Origin of the sequence: uncultured Aquabacterium sp. (assembly GCF_947366995.1) — a bacterium.
GTDB lineage: Bacteria > Pseudomonadota > Gammaproteobacteria > Burkholderiales > Burkholderiaceae_C > Aquabacterium.
In genome coordinates this window covers 57755-76881 of sequence record NZ_CANBCC010000003.1, presented here as the reverse complement: position 1 = coordinate 76881, position 19127 = coordinate 57755, and the positions used below count along the sequence as shown (strand labels likewise).

The window sequence follows — 19127 nt, the reverse complement described above, 5'->3', positions numbered from 1 at the left end:
CGCACCTCGGCGCATGACAGCCCGCGCCCGCAGCGCCTACACTGCCGGCCTGCCTCCACCCTGATCCATGCGCATCGAGACCCTCCGCCAGCGCCTGCGCGAGCATGGCGCCCGCCCCCTTCACGAGCAGCGAGTGCTGCGCCTGTGGGCCCAGGCCCTGCCGCAGAGCCACGGCCGCCGCAAGCCCGAAGACTTCCTGCCCGAAGCCGTGCGCGCCATGCTGCCCGCCTTCACCGACGAGCTGGCGGGCCTGGCGCGCCTGAAATCCGAGCACCCGGGTGAAGACGGCTCGGCGCGCCTGCTGGTCGAGCTGGCCGATGGCCAGACCGTGGAAAGCGTGCTGCTGCCGCGCGACGGCTTGTGCGTGTCGACCCAGGTTGGCTGCGCCGTGGGATGCGTGTTCTGCATGACCGGCAAGGAAGGCCTGGTGCGCCAGGTCACCAGCGGCGAGATCGTGGCGCAGGTGGCGCTCGCGCGCACGCGGCGGGTGGTCAAGAAGGTCGTGTTCATGGGCATGGGCGAGCCCTCGCACAACCTCGAGAACGTGCTCGAAGCCATCGACCTGCTGGGCACCGTCGGCAACATCGGCCACAAGAACCTGGTGTTCTCGACCGTGGGCGACCACCGCGTGTTCGAACAGCTGCCGCGTGGGCGCGTGAAGCCCGCGCTGGCCCTGTCACTGCACACGACCAAGCCGCAACTGCGGGCGGAACTCCTGCCACGTGCGCCCCGCATGGACCCGGCCGAGCTCGTCGAGCTGGGCGAGGCCTACGCGCGCGCCACCGGTTATCCCATCCAGTATCAGTGGACGCTGCTGGAGGGCATCAACGACGGTCCCGACGAGATCGAGGGCATCGTGCGCCTGCTCAAGGGCAAGTACGCGTTGATGAACCTGATCCCGTACAACGCCGTGCCCGAGCTGCCCTACCAGCGGCCGGCGTGGGAGAGGGCCGCCGAGATTGCCCGCTCGCTGCATCGGGCGGGCGTGCTGACCAAGCTGCGGCATTCCGCCGGGCAGGATGTGGACGGCGGCTGTGGCCAGCTGCGGGCGCGTGCGGCCCTGCCGAAGGCGCAGCGTGTGGCGCTGCATTTGCGCCGCGCCGACGTCATCCCCGTTGCTGACCCCAACGCCGCACCGTGAGGCGCTCGAGCGTCTGGAACACCAGGCCTTCCACGGCCAGGCCGATCAGGATCACCAGCACCAGGCCGGCAAACACGCGGTCGGTGTAGAGCTCGTTGCGGTTCTGGTAGATGTACCAGCCCAGGCCGCCCTGGCCCGAGGTGGCGCCGAACACCAACTCGGCGGCGATCAGCGTGCGCCAGGCAAAGGCCCAGCCGATCTTCAGGCCTGACAGCACCGACGGCAGCGCTGCTGGCAGCAGGATCTGCACGACATAGGGCACGCCCTTGAGCCCGTAGTTGCGGCCCGCCATGCGCAGCGTTTCGGGCACCGCCTGGAAGCCCGCCAGCGTGTTGAGCGCCACCGCCCACAGCACTGCGTGCACCAGCACGAACAGCAGGCTGGCCTTGCCCAGGCCGAACCACAACAGGGCCAGCGGCAGCAGCGCGATGGCGGGAAGCGGGTTGAACATGGCGGTCAGCGTGCCGAGCAGGTCGCGGCCCCAGCGTGACGCCGTGGCGAGCGCCGTGAATCCGAACGCGGCCAGCACCCCCAGCGCGTAGCCCTCCAGCAGCGTGCTGAGCGAGACGGCGGTCTTCGCGAGCAACTCGCCCGAGCGCACGCCGTCGGCCAGCGCCCACAGCGTCGCCGTGAAGGTGGGCAGCAGCAAGTCGTTCTGCTGCCAGCGGGCGGCGGCCTCCCACACGGCCCCGAGCACCAGCAGGATCAGCGCCTGCCGTGCGGCCGGGTGGGCGCGCCAGCGTGTGGCCCAGGGCAGGGCGCGCGCCGGTTGCACGTGGCTCAGCGGCGCGAGCTCGCGTTCGTACTCGGCCCGCAGCGTGGTGGTGCTCATGCGAGCCTCCTTTCAGGCAGGGCGATCACCGGCGCGCGCGGGGCGGCGTCGACCCCAGCGGGCGCCTGCCCGGCGTCTTCAAACAGCAGGCGGTGGATGCGTTGCACCGCCGCCTGAAAACCCGCCTCGCCCTGGCGGTCCAGTGTCCAGCCCTGGCTGTTGAGTTCGGCCCGCACGCGCCCGGGGTGCGGCGACAGCAGCCCGATCCGGTTGCCCACCACCAGCGCCTCTTCGATCGAATGCGTGACGAACACCAGCGTGAAGCGCACCTCGTCCCACAGGGCCAGCAGTTCTTCCTGCATGCGGCGGCGCGTGAGGGCGTCCAGCGCGGCAAATGGCTCGTCCATCAACAGCACCCGCGGCTGCATGGCCAGGGCCCGGGCAATGGCCACGCGCTGCTTCATGCCGCCCGACAGGGTGTGCGGGTGCGCGTCGGCAAAGCGGCTCAGGCCGACCTTCTCCAGATACACCTCGGCTCGCTCACGGGCCTCACGGCGGCGTAGGCGCCCCGAGGCCAGCAGCGGAAACATCACGTTCTCGCGCACGGTCTTCCATGGCGGCAGCTGGTCGAATTCCTGGAACACCACGATGCGATCGGGGCCCGGGCCCTGCACCGCCTGGCCATCCAGGCGGATCTCGCCTTCTGTCGGTTCGATGAAGCCCGCGATGGCCTTGAGCAGCGTCGACTTGCCGCAGCCCGAGGCGCCCAGCAGCACGAAGCGATCTGCCTCGTGCACGTCGAAGCTCACCTGGTGCGTGGCGCGCACCTCCTGCACGGCTGTGCGGTAGACCAGGCTGACGCCGTCGACCTGCAGCAGTGGCGGATGCGGTATGGGGCTCATGCGTGCCTCCCGTCAGCTGCCGCCGCGCAGGTGTGCGTCGGCGAAGAAATAGTCCTGCACCGACGCCGGTCGGTTGCGGATGGCGCCCACGCGGGCCATGAAGTCGGCCAGCACGAACGTGTTCTGCGGCGTGAGCGAGAACTGCACCTCCGGGCTGCGGATGACCTTCAGCAGCAACTCGCGGTCCAGCTTCGCGTGGTTCACGCGCAGGTAGATGTCCGCCGCCAGTTCCGGTTGCTGCGCGATCAGCTTCGACGCGTCGGCCAGGGCCTGCACGAAGGCGCGGTAGGTCTTCGGATTCTGCGTGCGGAAGGCCTCGGTGGCGTACAACGCATTGGGCGATGAAGGGCCGCCCAGCACGTCATACGAATTGAGGATGACGCGGGCCTTGGGGTTGGCCGCCAGTTCCTGCTCCTGGAACGGCGGGGTGGCGAAGTGCGCGTTGACCTCGGTGCCCCCGCGAACGATGGCGGCGACCGCTTCGGGATGCGGCAAGGTCACGGTGAACTTGTCGAGCTTGTTGAAGCCGCCATCGCCCCAGCGTTTGGCCGCGGCCAGCTGCAGGTAGCGCGACTGCACCGACACGCCCACCGCCGGCAACGCAACCCGGTCCTTCTCGGTGAGGTCGGCCACGGTGCGCACGTTCGGGTTGGTGCTGATCAGGTAGTACGGGGTGTTGCCCAGTGAGGCCACGCCCCGGACGTTCTGGCGGCCCTTGGTACGGTCCCACAGGGTCAGCATGGGCCCGATGCCCGCGCCGCCGATGTCGATGGAGCCCGACAGCAGCGCGTCGTTGATGGCTGCGCCACCGGACAGCTGCAACCACTGTGGCGTGATGGCCAGACCCTGTGCCTTGCCGTGCTTCTCGATCAGTTTCTGATCCTGAACGACGTGGAGCAGCAGGTAGCTGATGCCGAACTGCTGGGCGATGCGGATCTGCCCTTCGGCGTGGGTGGCCAGGCTGGAGGCGGCCAGACCCAGGCCGACGAGGAGGGCGCTGATGCGGCGACGGGAGAGCTTCATGGTGCGTGTCAGAGGGGAGGGCGGGCCAATCGATGCGGCGTTCAGGCTCATGGTGTGAGCCAGCAGGTGTTCTTCGCGAGTGACGCCGGTCAGAACGGGACGTCGCCTTCGACCGTGGTGCGGTACAGCTTGCGACGCAGGTGCGGTGGCGTGCCGGCGGCCAGGTGCGTCACCGAGCGGTTGTCCCAGAACACCATGTCGTGCGTGCGCCAGACATGCTGGTACTGCAGGTCGGCCCGGGTGCTGAGCGCGAACAACTCAGCCAGCAATGCACGGCTCTCGTCCTCCGGCAGGCCCACGATGCGCGTGGTGAAGTGCTCGCTGACGAACAGGGCCTTGCGCCCGGTCTCCGGGTGGGTTCGCACCACCGGGTGCACCACCGGCCTCACTTCGTTCAGCTGGGCCGCGGTCAGGTTGGGCCGCCAGGGGCTGCGGGCCTGCAGCTCGGCATAACGCGCGGTGTAGGTGTGCTCGGCGCGCGCGTGCGCGATCGCCACTTTCAGGGCCAGCGGCAGTTCTTCCCAGGCAAGGTGCTGGTTGGCGAACAGGGTGTCGCCTCCCTCCGACGGCAATTCCTGTGCATGCAGGAAGGAGCCCAGGCTGGGGCGCTCCTTGTACGACAGATCCGAGTGCCAGAAGTGGCCGGCATCGCCCAGGCCGATCGGGCGCCCGTTCTCCACGATGTTGGACACCACCAGGACCTCGGGGTGGTCCGGCAGCGCGAACTGCGCCAGCACATGGCGCTGCAGCGGGCCGAACCGTGCGCTGAAGCTCACCTGTTGAGCGGGCGTGATGCGCTGATCTCGGAAGATCAGCACATGGTGCTGCAGGTGGGCGCGATGGATGCGGCGCACGTCTTCCAGCGAGACGTCGCGGGACAGGTCCAGCCCCCACACTTCGGCGCCCAGCGGCCCGTTCAGGGGGCGGACCTCGATGGGGCCGAGGCGAAGGTGAAGGGCCGGTGCGGCGGCGTGGGGCGCGTCAGGGGTGGCGATCGTCATGCGGTGCTCCTTGTGGGAACACCGACTCTAGGCAGCGCCGCCTGCCGATGGAACAAAGCATTCGGCACATGCATCGACCGGCAACGCATGTCGGCAGACCGATCTGCGTCGAACGCATAAGGCTTATTCCAGACTGGCTGCGAAGCGTTCCCGGAACGCGTCCAGAAAGGCCATCGTGCCGCTCAAGGTCAGCGTCACCGTGTGCCAGTCGCCTTCCCGGCTGATCTGCAGGTCGTGGTCCCACTCGAAGCCTTCCTCCAGTGGCCCGTGCCCCAGGGGGCTGTGAGCCTGTGCCCAGACGAGCACGGTCTGCGCTTCGGCGAGGGCCTGCGCATGCGCTGCGGCGTCGGTCGACGCCATGCCCTCGGCCGTGCCGATGCCGTCGGTGTCTTCGCTGATCTCGAACGTGAGGTAATGCAGTGCGCTCATGTCGCCATTGTCCGCCCGCGGGGCCGATCATGCCGATACCGCCTGAGGTCATGCGCCAGGAGTTGAACGCTTCGTGAACGCGGCGGTATAGACTCTCGGCTTGTCTGGCCCCCAGAGCCGTTGCCCCACGCCACGAGCGTGGCCGCGCGACGGTGTGACCTGTCTTGATCGCGCTCGAACGACTCCACAAAACCTACCCGGCCCGCGGCGGTGCGCGCCATGCTGCCGTCACGGCCCTCGACGACGTGTCGCTGCATGTGCAGCCTGGTGAAATCTTCGGCGTCATCGGCCGCTCCGGCGCCGGCAAGAGCACCCTGATCCGCACCGTCAATCTGCTCGAGCGCCCGGACGCGGGCGTAGTGCGCGTCGGCGGTGTCGACCTGACGGCGCTGTCGCCCCGCGAACTGCAGCAGCAGCGTCAGCGCATCGGCATGGTGTTCCAGCACTTCAACCTGCTGCAGTCGCGCACGGTGGCCGGCAACGTCCGCTACCCGATGCAGCTGGCTGGCGGGCGCACGGCCGCCGAGATGGACCGCCGTGTGGACGAACTGCTGACCCTCGTCGGCCTGGCGCATCTCAAAGACCGGCACCCGTCGCAGCTGTCCGGCGGGCAGAAACAGCGCGTCGGCATCGCGCGGGCGCTGGCCAACGAGCCGCACGTGCTGTTGTGCGACGAGGCCACCTCGGCGCTCGACCCCGAAACCACCGAACAGATCCTGAGCCTGCTGGCCGACGTCAGCGCGCGGCTGAAGCTCACCGTGTTGCTCATCACGCACGAGATGCACGTGATCCACTCGCTGTGCGACCGCGTGGCCGTGATGGAGCAGGGCCGCATCGTCGAGCAAGGGCGCGTGCTGGACGTGTTTCTCGACCCGCAGCACGCCACCACCCGGTCGCTGCTGGCGCATGCGGGCTTTCTGCTGGATGAGGGGGCGGCGACCGAACCGGGTCGACCCCATCTACAGATCACGGCCGTGGGTGCGGCGGCCCAGTCGCCGTTGCTCGACCGCCTGCGCGCGCAGCACGGCATCCGTCTCAATCTGCTGGAAGGCCGCGTGACCCACATCAAGGGCGAGCCCGTGGCCCGCCTGCGCGCCGACGTGCTGGGCGCCGACGTGCCGCTGGACCGCATCCCGGCGCTGGTGGCCGAACTGGGTGGGCACGCCCGCTGGTTGAACGAGGGGATCACCCAATGAGCGAGCTCGACTGGCAAACCTTTGCCGCCATCGACTGGGCGGAAGTCTTTCAGGCCAGCCTGGACACCCTGACCATGCTCGGGGTTTCGCTGGCGTTCACCGTGCTCATCGGCCTGCCCCTGGGCGTGCTGCTGTTCCTGACGGCCCCCGGTCAGCTGCTGGCGCGCCCGCGCCTGTATGCGGCCATCTCGCTGCTGATCAACGCGCTGCGCTCGCTGCCCTTCATCATCCTGCTGATCGTGATGATCCCCGTCACGCTGAAGCTGGTGGGCTCGTCGCTCGGCGTGGCCGGGGCCATCCCGCCGCTGATCGCCGCCGCGGCCCCGTTCTTCGCGCGCCTCGCCGAGAACGTCTTCCGTGAGGTCGATCCCGGCGTCATCGAAGCCAGCCAGGCCATGGGCGCCCGCCTGCACCAGCTCATATTCGGCGTGCTGCTCCCCGAGTCACTGCCCGGCCTGGTCGGCGCCATCACCGTTACCGCGGTCACGCTCGTGTCCTACACCGCCATGTCCGGTGTGATCGGCGGCGGCGGCCTGGGCGACCTGGCCGTGCGCTACGGCTACCAGCGTTTCCAGACCGAGGTCATGATCGTGACCGTTGCGCTGCTGCTGGTGCTGGTGCAGTGCGTGCAGTCGGCCGGCGATCGGCTGGCGCACCGCCTGCTGAAGCGCTGACGCGTCCGTGCGTCCGCCCGTGTCTACAACAAAACCGTTTCCATCCGCTGAAGGAAAAACACCATGACCAACGTTGTCCGTCGCGCCGTCATTGCCAGCCTGCTGCCGCTGTTCGCCGCAGGCGCCTCGTGGGCGCAAACCACCCGCATCGTGGTGGCCGCCTCGCCCGTGCCGCACGCCGAGATCCTCGAGTTCGTCAAGCCCAAGCTGGCCAAGCAGGGCGTGCAGCTGGAAGTGAAGGTCTTCAACGACTACATCCAGCCCAATCTGCAGGTCGACCAGAAGCACCTGGACGCCAACTACTTCCAGCACGTGCCTTACCTGGACACCTTCAACAAGGGCAACGGCACCAAGCTGTCGGTGGTGGGCCAGCCCGTCCACATCGAGCCGCTGGGCGCCTACTCGACCAAGCTCAAGAAGCTGGCCGATCTGCCCGAGGGCGCCGTGGTCGCCATTCCGAACGATCCGACCAACGGCGGGCGCGCGCTGCTGCTGCTGGCTGCGCAAGGGCTGATCCAGCTGAAGGACACCAACAACATCCTGGCCACGGCCAAGGATGTGACGGCGAACCCGAAGAAGCTGAAGTTCCGCGAACTGGAGGCCGCGACGCTGCCGCGCGTGCTGCCGCAGGTGGACCTGGCGCTGATCAACTCGAACTTCGCGCTGGCTGCCAAGCTCTCGCCCACACAGGACGCGCTGTTTGCCGAGAAGGTCTCGCCCTATGCCAACGTGGTGGTGGCGCGCACCGAGAACAAGGACAACCCGGCGCTGGTGAAGCTGGTGAACGAACTGCGCAGCGCCGAAACGCGCCAGTTCATCCAGCAGAAGTACAAGGGCGCCGTGGTGCCCGCGAACTGAGCCAGCTCATTGTGTGAGCCTGCCGCATCAAGCCCGCGCTGAGGCGGGGTTGACGCGGCGCTCAGCGCTCGTCGAAGCACGTGAGCGTGGGCTCGTCCGTGTCTTCGGCGCACCAGCCCAGCTTGGGCCAGCCACCGGCGTGGATGAAGTCGGTGAACAGTTGTTCAGGCGTGGTGCAGAGGGACGGGTTCATCGCAGGGCCTTTCCGGTGAGTGAATCGGTGGAGCCCATCGTGCGCCGAGTCGCATTGAACGCGTTCAGTGAAACCCCGCGCCGCCCCGCGTTCGCGGGAGCGGGTTCACACGGTCTTCGGTGACCAGCCCAGGGCCTCGCCGCGGTCGCGCAGGCGGCTGATGAAGCCCTCGGGCGGTGGCGCCACCTTCTTGTGGCCGTCGCCCTGGTCGCGCAGAAAGACCACGCCGGTCTTGCCCCGGGCCACTTCGCGGCCTGTCGCCTTGTCCGTCAGGCGGAACACCAGATCGAAGCCGTACTTGTTGAAGTCGTCCGGCACCATGTCGACCTGCATGGTCTCGCCGTAGAAGGCCTCCGACTTGTACTGCGCCATCATGTCGCCCACCACGATGGACTGCCCGTCGACGTTCAGCTCACCCTGGTAACCCAGCCAGCGGAAGAAGCGCACACGCGCTTCGGACACCAGCGTCAGCAGCTGAGCGTTGTCCAGATGCCCGCCCTGGTTGACGTGGCTGATGTAGATCGGGATGTCGGTCGAGAAGAGGAAGCGCTCGGGAAGGGTGAACTGGATGCGGGGCATGGCGGGTAATGCGGGGTTACCCTGGGATTATGGGTGACAGCGGGCTGCCCGTCAGCCGTCGAGAAAGCCGTCTTTCTTCAAGCGCTTGTCCGACAGGTATTCCCGCACGGCCAGCGTCACGATGACGATCAGGGCTTCGACGATGGCTGCCGTGACCGAGACCTTCATGAAGGTCGGGCCGTCCAGCGGCGCCCACCACAGCTGGGCGATCGCCAGGGCACCCCACAGCACAGCCACCGCCAGGCCGCAGATGAGGCCCAGCTTCACGCCTCTTTCTCCATCAGCACGACATAGGCCTCGCGGCGCCACAGCAGCAGCATGCGGCGGATGTCTTTCTCCATGGTGATCACGCGCCAGCCCTGGGCGGCGTGCTTGTTGAGGAAGTCGGTGAACCGGACCGGGTCGACCTTGGACGCGCCGAGGAGCAGCGAGCCGAGCATGCCCTCTTGGTAGATCACGGCTTTGTATTGCTTCATGGGTTTTTGCTGTGTTGAGGGGCGGATTGAATGTTGGATAGGCGAAGCCTAGAGTGAATGAGCTTTACTTCGCCGCACGGGTTCGTCTCCTGTCCGGATCAAGGTATCGGTGCGGTCGTCATGCTACGCATGCCATGTGTTACGACGGTTCAGGGATCCGAATCGAGTAGCTCTCCATTGACCCTGATGACCGGCTTTCTGCGTGGCTTGTCGAGCTCGGCCAGATCGGCTGCATGCATGTCAACGATCTCGCGGGGCCACTTGGGAATGGGCGCCACCCGCAGTGCCAGCCAGTTGGTGAACTGCAGGGGGAACAGCACCGGGAAGAACACCACGAAGCCGATGGTGCGGATCCAGGGCTTGCCCAAAGGCCCGGGTTGGCCGTTGGCAATCAAGGCCCACTCGTCGGCTAGGCCGAGGAAGTTCACCATCGCGTACCAGCGGGGGCGGTGTTGCAGCAGCCGGTTCGGCGGCGGCAAGCCTCGGGGGCCGTGTTCCATGAACGCACGCACGTACTCCAGCCCGGGCATCACGCCGGCTTCGGCTGCGGAGATCTGGCCTACCTGAATCAGGTGCGGGATGTTGCGCGTTACCTTGATCTGCCCTGAGGCGTCGAACTCTGCATACACGCCGCGGTAGGTGCGCCCGGGCAGGTGGGCCGATGCAGCCAGGCCCATCACCCCAGGGTGCAAGTCGGCCCAGCGCATTTCGATGGGGCCGCTCCCGGTCCACATCCACACTTTGCCCCGCTTGCGGTCGAAGCGCACCACCACGTCGGTGACGGCGAAGAAGCTCATGTAGAGCCAAAAAAGGGGGATGACTGACATGGCAAAAACGAGCGTTGCCAACCCAACGTCCAAAGCGGTGCCTGCGTAACTGAACTCACCGCTCTGATAAAGGCCGCGTTCGACTCTGGTCTGGATGTCAGAGATCAACGTGTACGGCGTCGAAAGAGTGAGAAACGCGCCGAGCAAGAATATCAGCGCGCCCCATCCCCGCATGGGCGAGGCGCCACCTTGGCTGATCTCCAGGTAAACCGGGTTGGCCGCGTAGACGAGGTCTTCCGCCTGCGGCCAAGGCGACAACTGCTGCCCCGGCGGCAGGCGCCGCAGGTTCTGCGCGTGTTGCCTGAGCGATGCGAGTGCTTTCTTCTGCTGGGTCTTGCTGAACATGGTGGTCAGTCGCTCACCAGCTTGAAGTTCAAGCCATTGGCAGCCGGTGTCATCTTGAGTTGGGGACGGTGAACGATGTCGGGCCAGTACTCGAACTTGAGCCTAGCGTGATCGTAATGGTCTTCGCTGACCTTCACGCTGCCGGACAGGGTTGCGGTGCCGCCGCTGATGCTCAAACGGACGGGCTCTTCCAGTTCAAGCACTTGTTCCATAAGAGTGGACTTCTGTCCTGGCTTGACCGCACTCATGTAGTGCTGGGTCCGCTGCGGCTGTAGATCTGGATCAGCACTCATGCCACTGGTCTTGCGATCCACCGTGGTGTTCCATGTGCCTTGGCGATTGCCAAGGCTGAGGGCAAAGGCGTACTCGCTGCTTTGCCCGAAGCCGGGCATGAGCACCTGCACCGTCACCCGGTCTTTGCCGATCTTGTCCTCCCACTCGAGTGTCACTTGTAGTCCGAAGACGGCCTGCTGGAAGCCCTCCATCTCCAGCGCCGCGGTGGCATAGCGCGCCCGATCGGTGCTGGCGTAGGCGGCTTCGTTGCGCAGGCAGCAGCGCGAAAGCCAGACCTCCAACGGCATGTCTTCCTCCTTGGAACCCTGAAACATGAACCACACGCCAGCTACCAGACTGAGTACGCCGAGTGCGATCCATCCCCAGACGGGGATGCCAAGAAGAACAGCGCCGCTACCTGTCATGCCGACAATGGCGCCTGCGATGCCACCCGACGATGCGGTGATGCCTGCAGCCGTGAATGCTGCTCCTGCGTTGACGATCGCGACGGCGGCGCCAGCAGCACCAGAGGCTGCCAACAAGTAGGAGGCCCGTTGATATGCTGTGGCAGCATCCTCGTCCCCAGAGCGCGAAAGGTTCCTCGCCTTCAAGTAGCTCTGCGTCGCTTCCGTCCAAGCCGCCCCCATCGCCAGCAACCCACCACTGAGCGTAGTCCAGCCCACCACGGTGAGCAGCTTGGTGCTGGTGCTCGCGGCGACCGCCGGCACCACCCGGGCCTCGACTGTTTTGGCAACCACTTCCAGCGTCACGCCACCGAGCCCACTGATGCCGGACGCAACACCGAACAGGGCTTCCTTCACCGCAGCCGCATCACCCGCGAGTTCCGCCGTTCTCATGGTGGCCAGCGTGTTGCTCAGATTCCAGAGTTGAAGGGCTGCGCCCAGTCCCACCAGCCGGGCCTCGGTCTTCTTGCTCCACGCCAAGAAGGCCTTAAAAGGGTTCAGCGCGGGGGCCGGCAATGCGAGCGGTGCTTTGACCGGGGGTAGCTTTGCCGTTGTCTGTCCCACGAGCGACTGCCCGCCCAACTCGGCGGCCACCACGCGCGGCAACCACATGTCGATGTGTACCACTTGGCTCACGTTGGCCTTGGCCCCCAGCAGCATGCCATCCAGGTTTTGGATCAGCCGCAGGCGCCGTGTCTCCTGCATGGCCTGGGTGAGCCTGGCGGTTGGTGGTCCCCAGACCGTTTCATGGCTCATTGCCACCAGCTCTCTCACCTGGACGCTCAAGCGATAGGGGGAGATTTCCATGTCCATCCGCGCTGCGGCCACGATGCGCAGACGCAAGCCCAGCACCTGAGCTTGCTGAGGACGCTGCGCGAACAGGCGGGCCGCTTGCGAGGCAATGACATTGCCCAGCAGGCCCGTGTCGTGCGTGGCCGTGCGCACCAACGCTGCCTTGCGCCTGTCCGCCAACCACTTGCTCAGGTTGTCCTTGCCATCCCGCGCGTTCTTGAATACGTCATTGGCCTTGTCCCCCTTGTCCTTGAGGAAGTCCAGCACCGATTTGTCACCGGCCGCGAACGCAAGCCAGAGGGCCTGGACATTGCTGTCCAGGCTCGCACTGAGCATGCTGTCCCATGCCGCTTGTTCGGGCTGGGTTGCGCCAGAGCCCTCGACCGCCCGTGAGAAGAGCCGCTCCATGTCCAGGCCCACACTGCGTTCTGCGCCGTCGAAGACCGCCCAGGCGTCCCAGAAGGAGCGGCTGCACATCCACAGCTGCCAGTCCTTGCCGATCTTCTCCAGAACCGTCTCGAACCGTTTGACCGTGTCGTCGTACTTCTTGCGGACGCCGTCGACCCGGGACATGTCCACGTGCTTGGCGTAACGCCCCCATTCTGTGGCGCGTCCGGCGTCGGTCAGCTGCTGCTTGAGCCCAAGCACGATGTCTGCCACCACCTTCTCGCGCAGGTTTTTCTGGTCCACCTCGAACTTGGCCAGCTCTCCCGCTTTGAAGTTCCGCCACTTGCTGATGTCTCCGACGATGCCGATGGCGTCGGGCAGAGCCAGCGCAAGCGCGTTACCTGGCGACATCTGGTGCATGCGGTGGGCCAGGGATGCCAATTCGGCCTGCCGGTCACACGCGGCCGACCACGTGTACGCGAACCTCCGGGCAGCGACGCCGGTGTTGCCATACTCGAGCACATGCTGCCCGAGGCTGACCCCGTTGGCGTCGATGCGAAACCCGTCCGTCACGGGCAGGCTGCCCCCCGTGACCAGGCTGCGGGGATCGAGCTTGACCATGGTCTTTTGCCGCAAGGCCAGGCTGTCGCGCAGCGTCTTTCGGGCATCTCGGGTCAACCAGGTGCGGAAGTAGCCGACCCACGTCTCGCTCCCTGAAAGAGCGTCTTCCACCGAGATGACCGAGGCCGCCACACCGTGTCCTTGAGTCGCACAGCGAAACGTTGGCGCCTCCTTGGGGCGATCCTCATCGGCGATCGTCACTTCGCGGAATCGTCCGTCGGGCGTCGCGGCGAAACAGCGCCACCCGACATGCGCTCGCGTGTCGTAGCTGTACACGAAGCCCTCGGTGATGGTGCGCAAGACGTACTGTCCTGTCCCCAGGGCGCCTGCCAGCGACTTTGCTGCTGACATGCCCGGGGGGAGTTGCCCTCCGCCGTCTGGCAGGTACGCAAAGCGAAGGGGCAACAGAGGCAGCCCCCTGCGATTGCAGAACTTGCAGTCTTTGGTTTCTGACACGGTGTTCCGACTTTCTCTCTATGGGTTGTGGCTGCGCAGTGCCGATGCACCTTCACGGACCATCTCCCTCCAGTCCGCCGAGTCCATTTCTGATGTCATCACCCCGTAGCTGCCGGGATGCTCGCGTGCCGTGGCGAGGAGGTCGGCAAATCGGCTTGAGTGCCTGATGGCGTTGCCATGCAGCAAGCAATCGCGCGCCACCCTGAATCGGTCATCTTCATGAAGCAGATTCAGTTGCCCGACCAGGGCTAGGGTTCTCCAGACCTCTGCCCCAAGCGCGCGCGCAGGCGCTTTCTGACGAGGTATGAGTAATTGCATCAGCCGATTGAAGGCGCCGAGTTGAACCAGGCGCTGTTCATGCCAGGCCATGACGTGCCCCCGGTTCCCGCTGGCGTGGAGGCGAATCAAGTCGCCGGACCAGTCGAAGAAGAACCATTCGCTGGGCGCCGCATCCAGGGCCATTTCTTCCTGGCGGCAGACATCCGCCCATGAGGAGAGAAGCCGAGGGTCCCAGATTCGAACCAAGCGACGGCGCTCCTCGATGTGTTGCCAGCAGGCCCCGGCGATCGCGTTGGCCAGCGCTTGTTTTGACACGCTCGACGCAATCCACGCGCAGTACGAGCGGGCTTTGCGACCGGCTTCGGCAGGGCGCAGCACCTCATCCAGTGACAACGAAACAGACTCCTTCAGAAGCAGGTCGTCGGCAGACGCCGTACCGGGTGCGAGCTGCAACAGGCGTGGCGTTTGATCCGGTTCCACATCAGGGTGGCGCACAGGCACTGCGGCCCATTCCACGGGCCGGCCGGACCAGCGGGCATGTTCTTCTTCAGACCATGTGACGGGGTCTACCAGCAGGTAGAGACTCTGGCCCGGCACGCGCTCCGTGGCTTCGTGAAGGCGTGCGACCGCATTCAGAGCGGGTGAGGTTTCCAAGGACATGGTGTCAGATCACCGCGGAGCCAGTCAGCGCCGCATCGACGACCTTCTCGGAGCACCCTTTCAGCGATCCGATCTTCTTCAATGGGGGCCCATCTCCCGAGGGCCTTCCCCCCGACGTCAACTCCTTCATCGCCGCCTTGAACTGCGCCATCCCGCTCGTGCCGATCTCGATGTTGCCGCCGTCGATCTTCACGTAGCCCCCGCCGCCATTGAGCACGATGCGCGAGGGCGCCGAGATCACCACATCCGCCGCCGTACTCTGCACATCGACCGCGTTCAGCGCCGTCAGCGAAAACGCGCCGCTCTGAGCCTGCACGTTCACGTTGCCGCTGGCCGCATGCAGCTTCATGCCGACGTCCTTCACGGCGCGCTGTTCGTTCTTCGCCTCGCCGCGGGTGAACAGGCTGATGCCGTCTTTCACGGCCCAGGCCTGATGGCGCTGGGCCAGCAGGTTGGTGTCTTGCGCGGCGCTCATCGTGGTGTGCTGGCCGGCGCTCAGCACCGTATGGGCAGGCGTCATGCCGGCGATGTCTCCGGCGGCGCTGGCCACCAGATCCGGTCGCTCGGTGACGGGGATGCTGCCGTGCCCGCCGCCGATGGGCACCACCTCGCCCGATGCGCCATCGGCTTCGCTGCCCTGGCCGTTGCCTTCCGTGCCCTTCAAGCTCCGCACCGTGGCCTGCATGGCCTGGTGCGCGGGCAGCTTGTCGGCTTCCGCCTCGTTGGGCAGGTTGGCTTGGTGCGTGCGGGCGTTGCCGGCCAGCGTCCGCACCAGGGCGGCATGGCTCACCAGTTGAGCCTGTGCTTCGCGCGTGTCCATCGGGCGGGCCTGCGCACTGGTGCCACCGGCGCGCGCAAAGCTCGACAGGTGCAGCCCCGACGCGGCGCGCAGGGCGCCTTGTGCCAGCGTGTGCAGCTCCAGCCCGTGCCCGCGGTGCGCCAGGCGCTGGTTGTCATGCTGTTGCAGCAGGTGGCCGATCTGCAGCCAGGTCTGGTGCTGGGTGGTGTGCGCCAGCAGCCGGCCTTGTCCTGGCGTGTCGTCCAGCACGAGCTGGTTGTGCCCGCCGCTCCCCGTCTGCGAGGCATCCAGCGCTTGGCTCTTGAAGCCACTCAGTGTGGCCGTGTGGGCGTGGCCCTCCAGCTCGCCGGCCTTCTGGCTGCCGGGGAACCACGCGGGGGCGTTGCCCGTGGCCGTGGCGCTGCCGGCGGCCACCTGGTTGCCCTGCGCATCGGCGGCGCCTTGTCCGTTGTAGGCCGCGCCCACCACCACGGGGCGGTCGATGTCGCCTTCGACGAAGCCGACGATGACCTCCTGGCCCAGGCGGGGGATGAAGACGCTGCCCCAGTTCTGGCCGGACCAGTCTTGCGCGACCCGCACCCAGGTGCCGGAGGCAGCGGAGGCGGGCGCGTTGTCGTCGGCCGGGGCGCTCAGGCGGTGGCTACCCTGAGCGCCGCGTTGCCAGTGGAACTGCACCTTGATGCGGCCGTCACGGTCGGTGTGCACCGGCTCGCCGAGGCCCACGACCACGGCCGTCTGGGCGCCGTGCACCACCGGGCGCGGGTGCAGCAGCCGTCCGTCGGCGCCGCGCATGGGCGCGCGTACGGGCACGCTGTGGCGCTGGGCGGTCACGCGGGCGCGGTACAGGGGCGCGTCCGAGTCGTTGGCCTGGGCTTCGCCGTCACCGGCGGCGGCCAGGGCGCCCAGCACGGCATCGCCCAGCAGGCGCTTCAGCCCAGCCTGCGCATCGGCGCTCAGGTTGTTGCGCGCCTCGTGCACCACGCCCAGCACCACGAACTGGTTCTCGGTGCTGCCGGCCAGCAGGATCCCCACGTCGTGCTCGGCATGGTCCAGCAAGGTGAAGGTGGTGGCTGGCGCCAGCGTGCGCACGGTGCCTTCACCCACGAAGCGCTTGCGCGCCGCGTCGAGCGACTGCATCTGCACCCAGGCGCGGCGCTCGGCCTGGGCCGGGGTCTCGTAGGCATAGGTGCCGGGTTGGTCGGCGTGGACCAGATCGAAGGGCTGGTCGTGGCCGGCGTCGGTGGTGGCGCTGGCGCCGTGGTTGGCCACGGCCCGGTAGTCGAAGCTTGCGGTGTGCAGCGTGGCCGGGCTGATGCGGCGCAGGCCGTGCCAGCGCGTGAGGCTGTCTTCCTTCATCACGGCGCCGGGCTGGGTGAAGCGCACGCGCGGCTGCGCGTTGGGGCCGAAGGCACCGTTGTGGTCGGCGATCACCAGGGTGTGGCGGCCCAGGTGGGGGGCGTCGGCGGGGCGTCCCTCGTGCTCGAACCAGATGAACAGGCCTTCTTCGGCCCACAGGCGCTGCAGGAAGGCGAGGTCGGTTTCGTTGAACTGCACGCACAGCGAGCGGCGCGCGTAGGCGCTGCGGTCGGCCAGATCGAACCGCCAGGCGGGCACCAGCTTGCCCTGTGCGGCGTAGTCGGCGAACACCGCTTCGGTGATGTCGAGCACGCTCATGTCCTGGAACACCCAGGCATCGGTGCGGTGGCCGAGGAAGGCCAGCCAGGGTTCGATGCGCAGGCGGTAGCGGGCATGGCCGCCATCGGCGCCCAGCAGTTCGAAGGCGGTGACGTGACCGTGGAAGGGGCGAAGCGTACCGCCCGGGCCGGCAGTGAGCAGCTCCAGCAGGACAGGGTGGCCGAGGAGGTCCACGGGAGCGAGATCGGCACGGGTGCTGAGCGCCAGCAATTCGATGCGCTGACCCGTGGGGGGCGCCTCCACCGACGGGGCAGGGTGCGGGCCGACGGGGGCATCGAGGGTGTCGGGCAGCAGCGCGGCGCCGGGGCCGATCCCTTCGTGGATCTGCACGCGCTCGGCCAGCAGCACGTCTGGGCCCAGCGGAGTGTGCAGGCGCAGCAGCCGGGTGTGCTGGTTGGGGCCGAAGGCGCTGAGCTCGGCCAGCAGGCCATCGAGCACGCTGCGCGCAGCGTCACCCAGCGCATGCTGGATGCCGGAATGGTCGGTCATGGTCGTCCCTGATGTGTCTGTCACCCGTGTGCGGATGCACGGGCTGGTCATGCGGCGACGGTAGCGCAAAAGCCGCCGTGCACCATGCATGGGCACCCGCCTGGGGGCCCCGCGCGCACATCAAAAGTGCAAGAACTTGTGTCCGATGTGACGAGAGCTCCGGGGCCGTGCGGCTTGACACGGTTTGACCGTTTGGCACACTGGTCCGGCATGCACCCTGGTACGGGCCTTGCGAGCACCCCGGCTGGCAGCCGGGCAACCGGCCTGCACCCCATCCACCGAGGACCTGATGCAAGGCAAGCTACCCGGCAGTTTCAGCGATCTGGAGCATTGGCTCAACGAGCGGCGTGTCACCGAAATCGAATGCCTCGTCCCTGACCTGACGGGGGTGGCCCGCGGCAAGATCCTGCCGCGCCAGAAGTTCACCGAAGACCGCGGCATGCGCCTGCCGGAGGGCATCGTGGCCATCGGCGTGACGGGCGAGTTCCCGGCCAGCGGCCCGTACTACGACGTCATCACCCCGACCGACCGCGACATGCACCTGCAGCCGGACCCGGCCACGGTGCGCATCGTGCCGTGGGCCTCCGACCCCACGGCGCAGGTCATCCACGATTGCTTCGACCGCGAGGGCAACCTCATTCCGTATGCGCCGCGCTCGGTGCTCAAGCGGGTGTGCCAGCTGTATGCCGACAAGGGCTGGTCGCCGGTGGTGGCGCCCGAGCTGGAGTTCTACCTGATCGAGCGGTCAACCGATCCCAACATGCCGCTGAGGCCGCCCCGGGGGCGCAGCGGTCGGGCCGAAACCTCGCGGCAGGCCTACTCCATCGACGCGGTCAACGAGTTCGATCCGCTGTTCGAGGACATCTACGACTACTGCGAGAAGATGGAGTTGAACGTCGACACGCTGATCCACGAGGTGGGCGCGGGGCAGATGGAGATCAACTTCTTTCACGACCACCCGCTGGGCCTGGCCGACGAGGTGTTCTTCTTCAAGCGCACGATCCGCGAGGCGGCGCTGCGCCACGAGATGTACGCGACTTTCATGGCCAAGCCCATGGCCAACGAGCCGGGCAGCGCCATGCACGTGCACCAGAGCGTGGTCGACACGGCCACGGGGCAGAACATCTTCAGCAACCCGGACGGCAGCCCGTCGAAGGCGTTTCACTGGTTCATCGGCGGGCTGCAGCGCTATGTGCCCGCGGCCATGGCGTTGATGGCGCCCTATGTGAACAGCTACCGCCGGCTGGTGCGGGCCACCGCAGCGCCCATCAACATCCAGTGGGGCTCGGACAACCGCACGGTGGGCTTCCGATCGCCCGTGGCCACCCCGGCCTCGCGCCGCATCGAGAACCGCGTGATCGGGGCGGATGCCAACCCGTATGTGGCGCTGGCCGCCACGCTGGCCTGCGGCTACCTCGGCATGGTCAAGCAGATCGAGCCGGCGCCGGAATGCCGGGGCGACGCCTACCTCGGGGACTACGGCCTGCCCCGCAGCCTGGGTGAGGCGCTCGCCCTGTTGCGCGATGAAGCCGACCTGGCCGAGGTGCTGGGCCACGAGTTCGTCACGGTCTACACCGAGATCAAGGAAGTGGAGTACGCCGAATTCATGAAGGTGATCTCGCCGTGGGAGCGCGAGCACCTGCTGCTGCATGTGTGAGCGGGCGCCCTGCGGCGTCCGCACCACATCGGCGCGTCACAATTTCGAATTGAACCGATGCACCTGTCCGGGTGCGCACCTGAACCTGTTCGCGGCCCCGCGCTGGAGACGATCACCATGAACCTGAAGATGAGTGCAA

The 19127-nt window shown here is 67.1% G+C and carries 18 protein-coding genes; 5 read left to right on the top strand and 13 right to left on the bottom strand.

Annotation, left to right across the window (positions count from 1 at the left end; all coding sequences use genetic code 11):
- The first annotated feature begins 67 nt into the window (after positions 1-67).
- The gene (locus Q0Z44_RS02085; RefSeq protein WP_298009507.1) at positions 68-1141 is read left to right on the top strand and encodes an RNA methyltransferase; all 1074 of its coding nucleotides are present in this window, start codon (positions 68-70) and stop codon (positions 1139-1141) included.
- Here the strand turns inward: Q0Z44_RS02085 and Q0Z44_RS02080 are convergent.
- The 5 genes from Q0Z44_RS02080 to Q0Z44_RS02060 form a co-directional block, all read right to left on the bottom strand.
- Positions 1107-1973, bottom strand: a complete 867-nt coding sequence (locus Q0Z44_RS02080; protein WP_298009503.1) for an ABC transporter permease — start codon at positions 1971-1973, stop codon at positions 1107-1109. The two genes, Q0Z44_RS02085 and Q0Z44_RS02080, sit on opposite strands and share 35 nt — an antisense overlap.
- The gene (locus Q0Z44_RS02075; protein WP_298009498.1) at positions 1970-2815 is read right to left on the bottom strand and encodes an ABC transporter ATP-binding protein; all 846 of its coding nucleotides are present in this window, start codon (positions 2813-2815) and stop codon (positions 1970-1972) included. Before Q0Z44_RS02075 ends, Q0Z44_RS02080 begins: the two co-directional genes overlap by 4 nt.
- A gap of 12 nt (positions 2816-2827) precedes the next feature.
- Positions 2828-3838: an ABC transporter substrate-binding protein gene (locus tag Q0Z44_RS02070; RefSeq protein ID WP_298009495.1), complete on the bottom strand. Its 1011-nt coding sequence runs from the start codon at positions 3836-3838 to the stop codon at positions 2828-2830.
- Between the two features lie 89 nt (positions 3839-3927).
- Complete coding sequence (locus tag Q0Z44_RS02065; protein WP_298009492.1) at positions 3928-4839, bottom strand: TauD/TfdA family dioxygenase; 912 nt, start codon at positions 4837-4839, stop codon at positions 3928-3930.
- A gap of 123 nt (positions 4840-4962) precedes the next feature.
- A complete protein-coding gene (locus Q0Z44_RS02060; RefSeq protein ID WP_298009487.1) occupies positions 4963-5268 on the bottom strand; it encodes a hypothetical protein in 306 nt (101 codons plus the stop codon).
- A 245-nt stretch (positions 5269-5513) separates the two neighbouring features.
- Between Q0Z44_RS02060 and Q0Z44_RS02055 the strand changes: the two genes are divergently transcribed.
- From Q0Z44_RS02055 to Q0Z44_RS02040, 3 genes are all read left to right on the top strand, one after another.
- Positions 5514-6464, top strand: coding sequence for an ATP-binding cassette domain-containing protein (locus Q0Z44_RS02055; RefSeq protein WP_366517565.1), 951 nt, complete (start codon positions 5514-5516; stop codon positions 6462-6464).
- A complete protein-coding gene (locus tag Q0Z44_RS02045) occupies positions 6461-7138 on the top strand; it encodes a methionine ABC transporter permease (RefSeq protein WP_294639420.1) in 678 nt (225 codons plus the stop codon). Before Q0Z44_RS02055 ends, Q0Z44_RS02045 begins: the two co-directional genes overlap by 4 nt.
- A gap of 63 nt (positions 7139-7201) precedes the next feature.
- Positions 7202-7996, top strand: coding sequence for a MetQ/NlpA family ABC transporter substrate-binding protein (locus tag Q0Z44_RS02040; RefSeq protein ID WP_298009482.1), 795 nt, complete (start codon positions 7202-7204; stop codon positions 7994-7996).
- A gap of 61 nt (positions 7997-8057) precedes the next feature.
- Here the strand turns inward: Q0Z44_RS02040 and Q0Z44_RS02035 are convergent, their stop codons facing one another.
- From Q0Z44_RS02035 to tssI, 8 genes are all read right to left on the bottom strand, one after another.
- The gene (locus tag Q0Z44_RS02035; protein ID WP_298009479.1) at positions 8058-8189 is read right to left on the bottom strand and encodes a hypothetical protein; all 132 of its coding nucleotides are present in this window, start codon (positions 8187-8189) and stop codon (positions 8058-8060) included.
- Positions 8190-8294: 105 nt separating this feature from the next.
- Positions 8295-8768: a thioesterase family protein gene (locus Q0Z44_RS02030; RefSeq protein ID WP_298009474.1), complete on the bottom strand. Its 474-nt coding sequence runs from the start codon at positions 8766-8768 to the stop codon at positions 8295-8297.
- A gap of 51 nt (positions 8769-8819) precedes the next feature.
- Positions 8820-9035 (bottom strand): hypothetical protein, encoded by a 216-nt coding sequence (locus tag Q0Z44_RS02025; RefSeq protein WP_298009470.1) that lies wholly within the window; start codon positions 9033-9035, stop codon positions 8820-8822.
- Positions 9032-9244, bottom strand: coding sequence for a DUF4177 domain-containing protein (locus Q0Z44_RS02020; RefSeq protein ID WP_298009466.1), 213 nt, complete (start codon positions 9242-9244; stop codon positions 9032-9034). Before Q0Z44_RS02020 ends, Q0Z44_RS02025 begins: the two co-directional genes overlap by 4 nt.
- Positions 9245-9393: 149 nt before the next feature.
- Positions 9394-10416 carry a DUF6708 domain-containing protein gene (locus tag Q0Z44_RS02015; protein ID WP_298009461.1) on the bottom strand — a complete coding sequence of 341 codons (1023 nt, stop codon included), beginning with the start codon at positions 10414-10416 and terminating at the stop codon, positions 9394-9396.
- Between the two features lie 5 nt (positions 10417-10421).
- Positions 10422-13409: a T6SS effector BTH_I2691 family protein gene (locus Q0Z44_RS02010; protein ID WP_298009458.1), complete on the bottom strand. Its 2988-nt coding sequence runs from the start codon at positions 13407-13409 to the stop codon at positions 10422-10424.
- Between the two features lie 18 nt (positions 13410-13427).
- Complete coding sequence (locus tag Q0Z44_RS02005) at positions 13428-14348, bottom strand: hypothetical protein (protein ID WP_298009455.1); 921 nt, start codon at positions 14346-14348, stop codon at positions 13428-13430.
- Positions 14349-14352: 4 nt separating this feature from the next.
- Complete coding sequence (tssI, locus tag Q0Z44_RS02000; protein WP_298009452.1) at positions 14353-17331, bottom strand: type VI secretion system Vgr family protein; 2979 nt, start codon at positions 17329-17331, stop codon at positions 14353-14355.
- A gap of 289 nt (positions 17332-17620) precedes the next feature.
- Here tssI and Q0Z44_RS01995 point away from each other — a divergent pair, with 289 nt between their 5' ends.
- On the top strand, positions 17621-18988 hold the full coding sequence (locus Q0Z44_RS01995; protein WP_298009449.1) for a glutamine synthetase family protein: 1368 nt from the start codon (positions 17621-17623) through the stop codon (positions 18986-18988).
- The last annotated feature ends 139 nt before the right edge of the window (positions 18989-19127 follow it).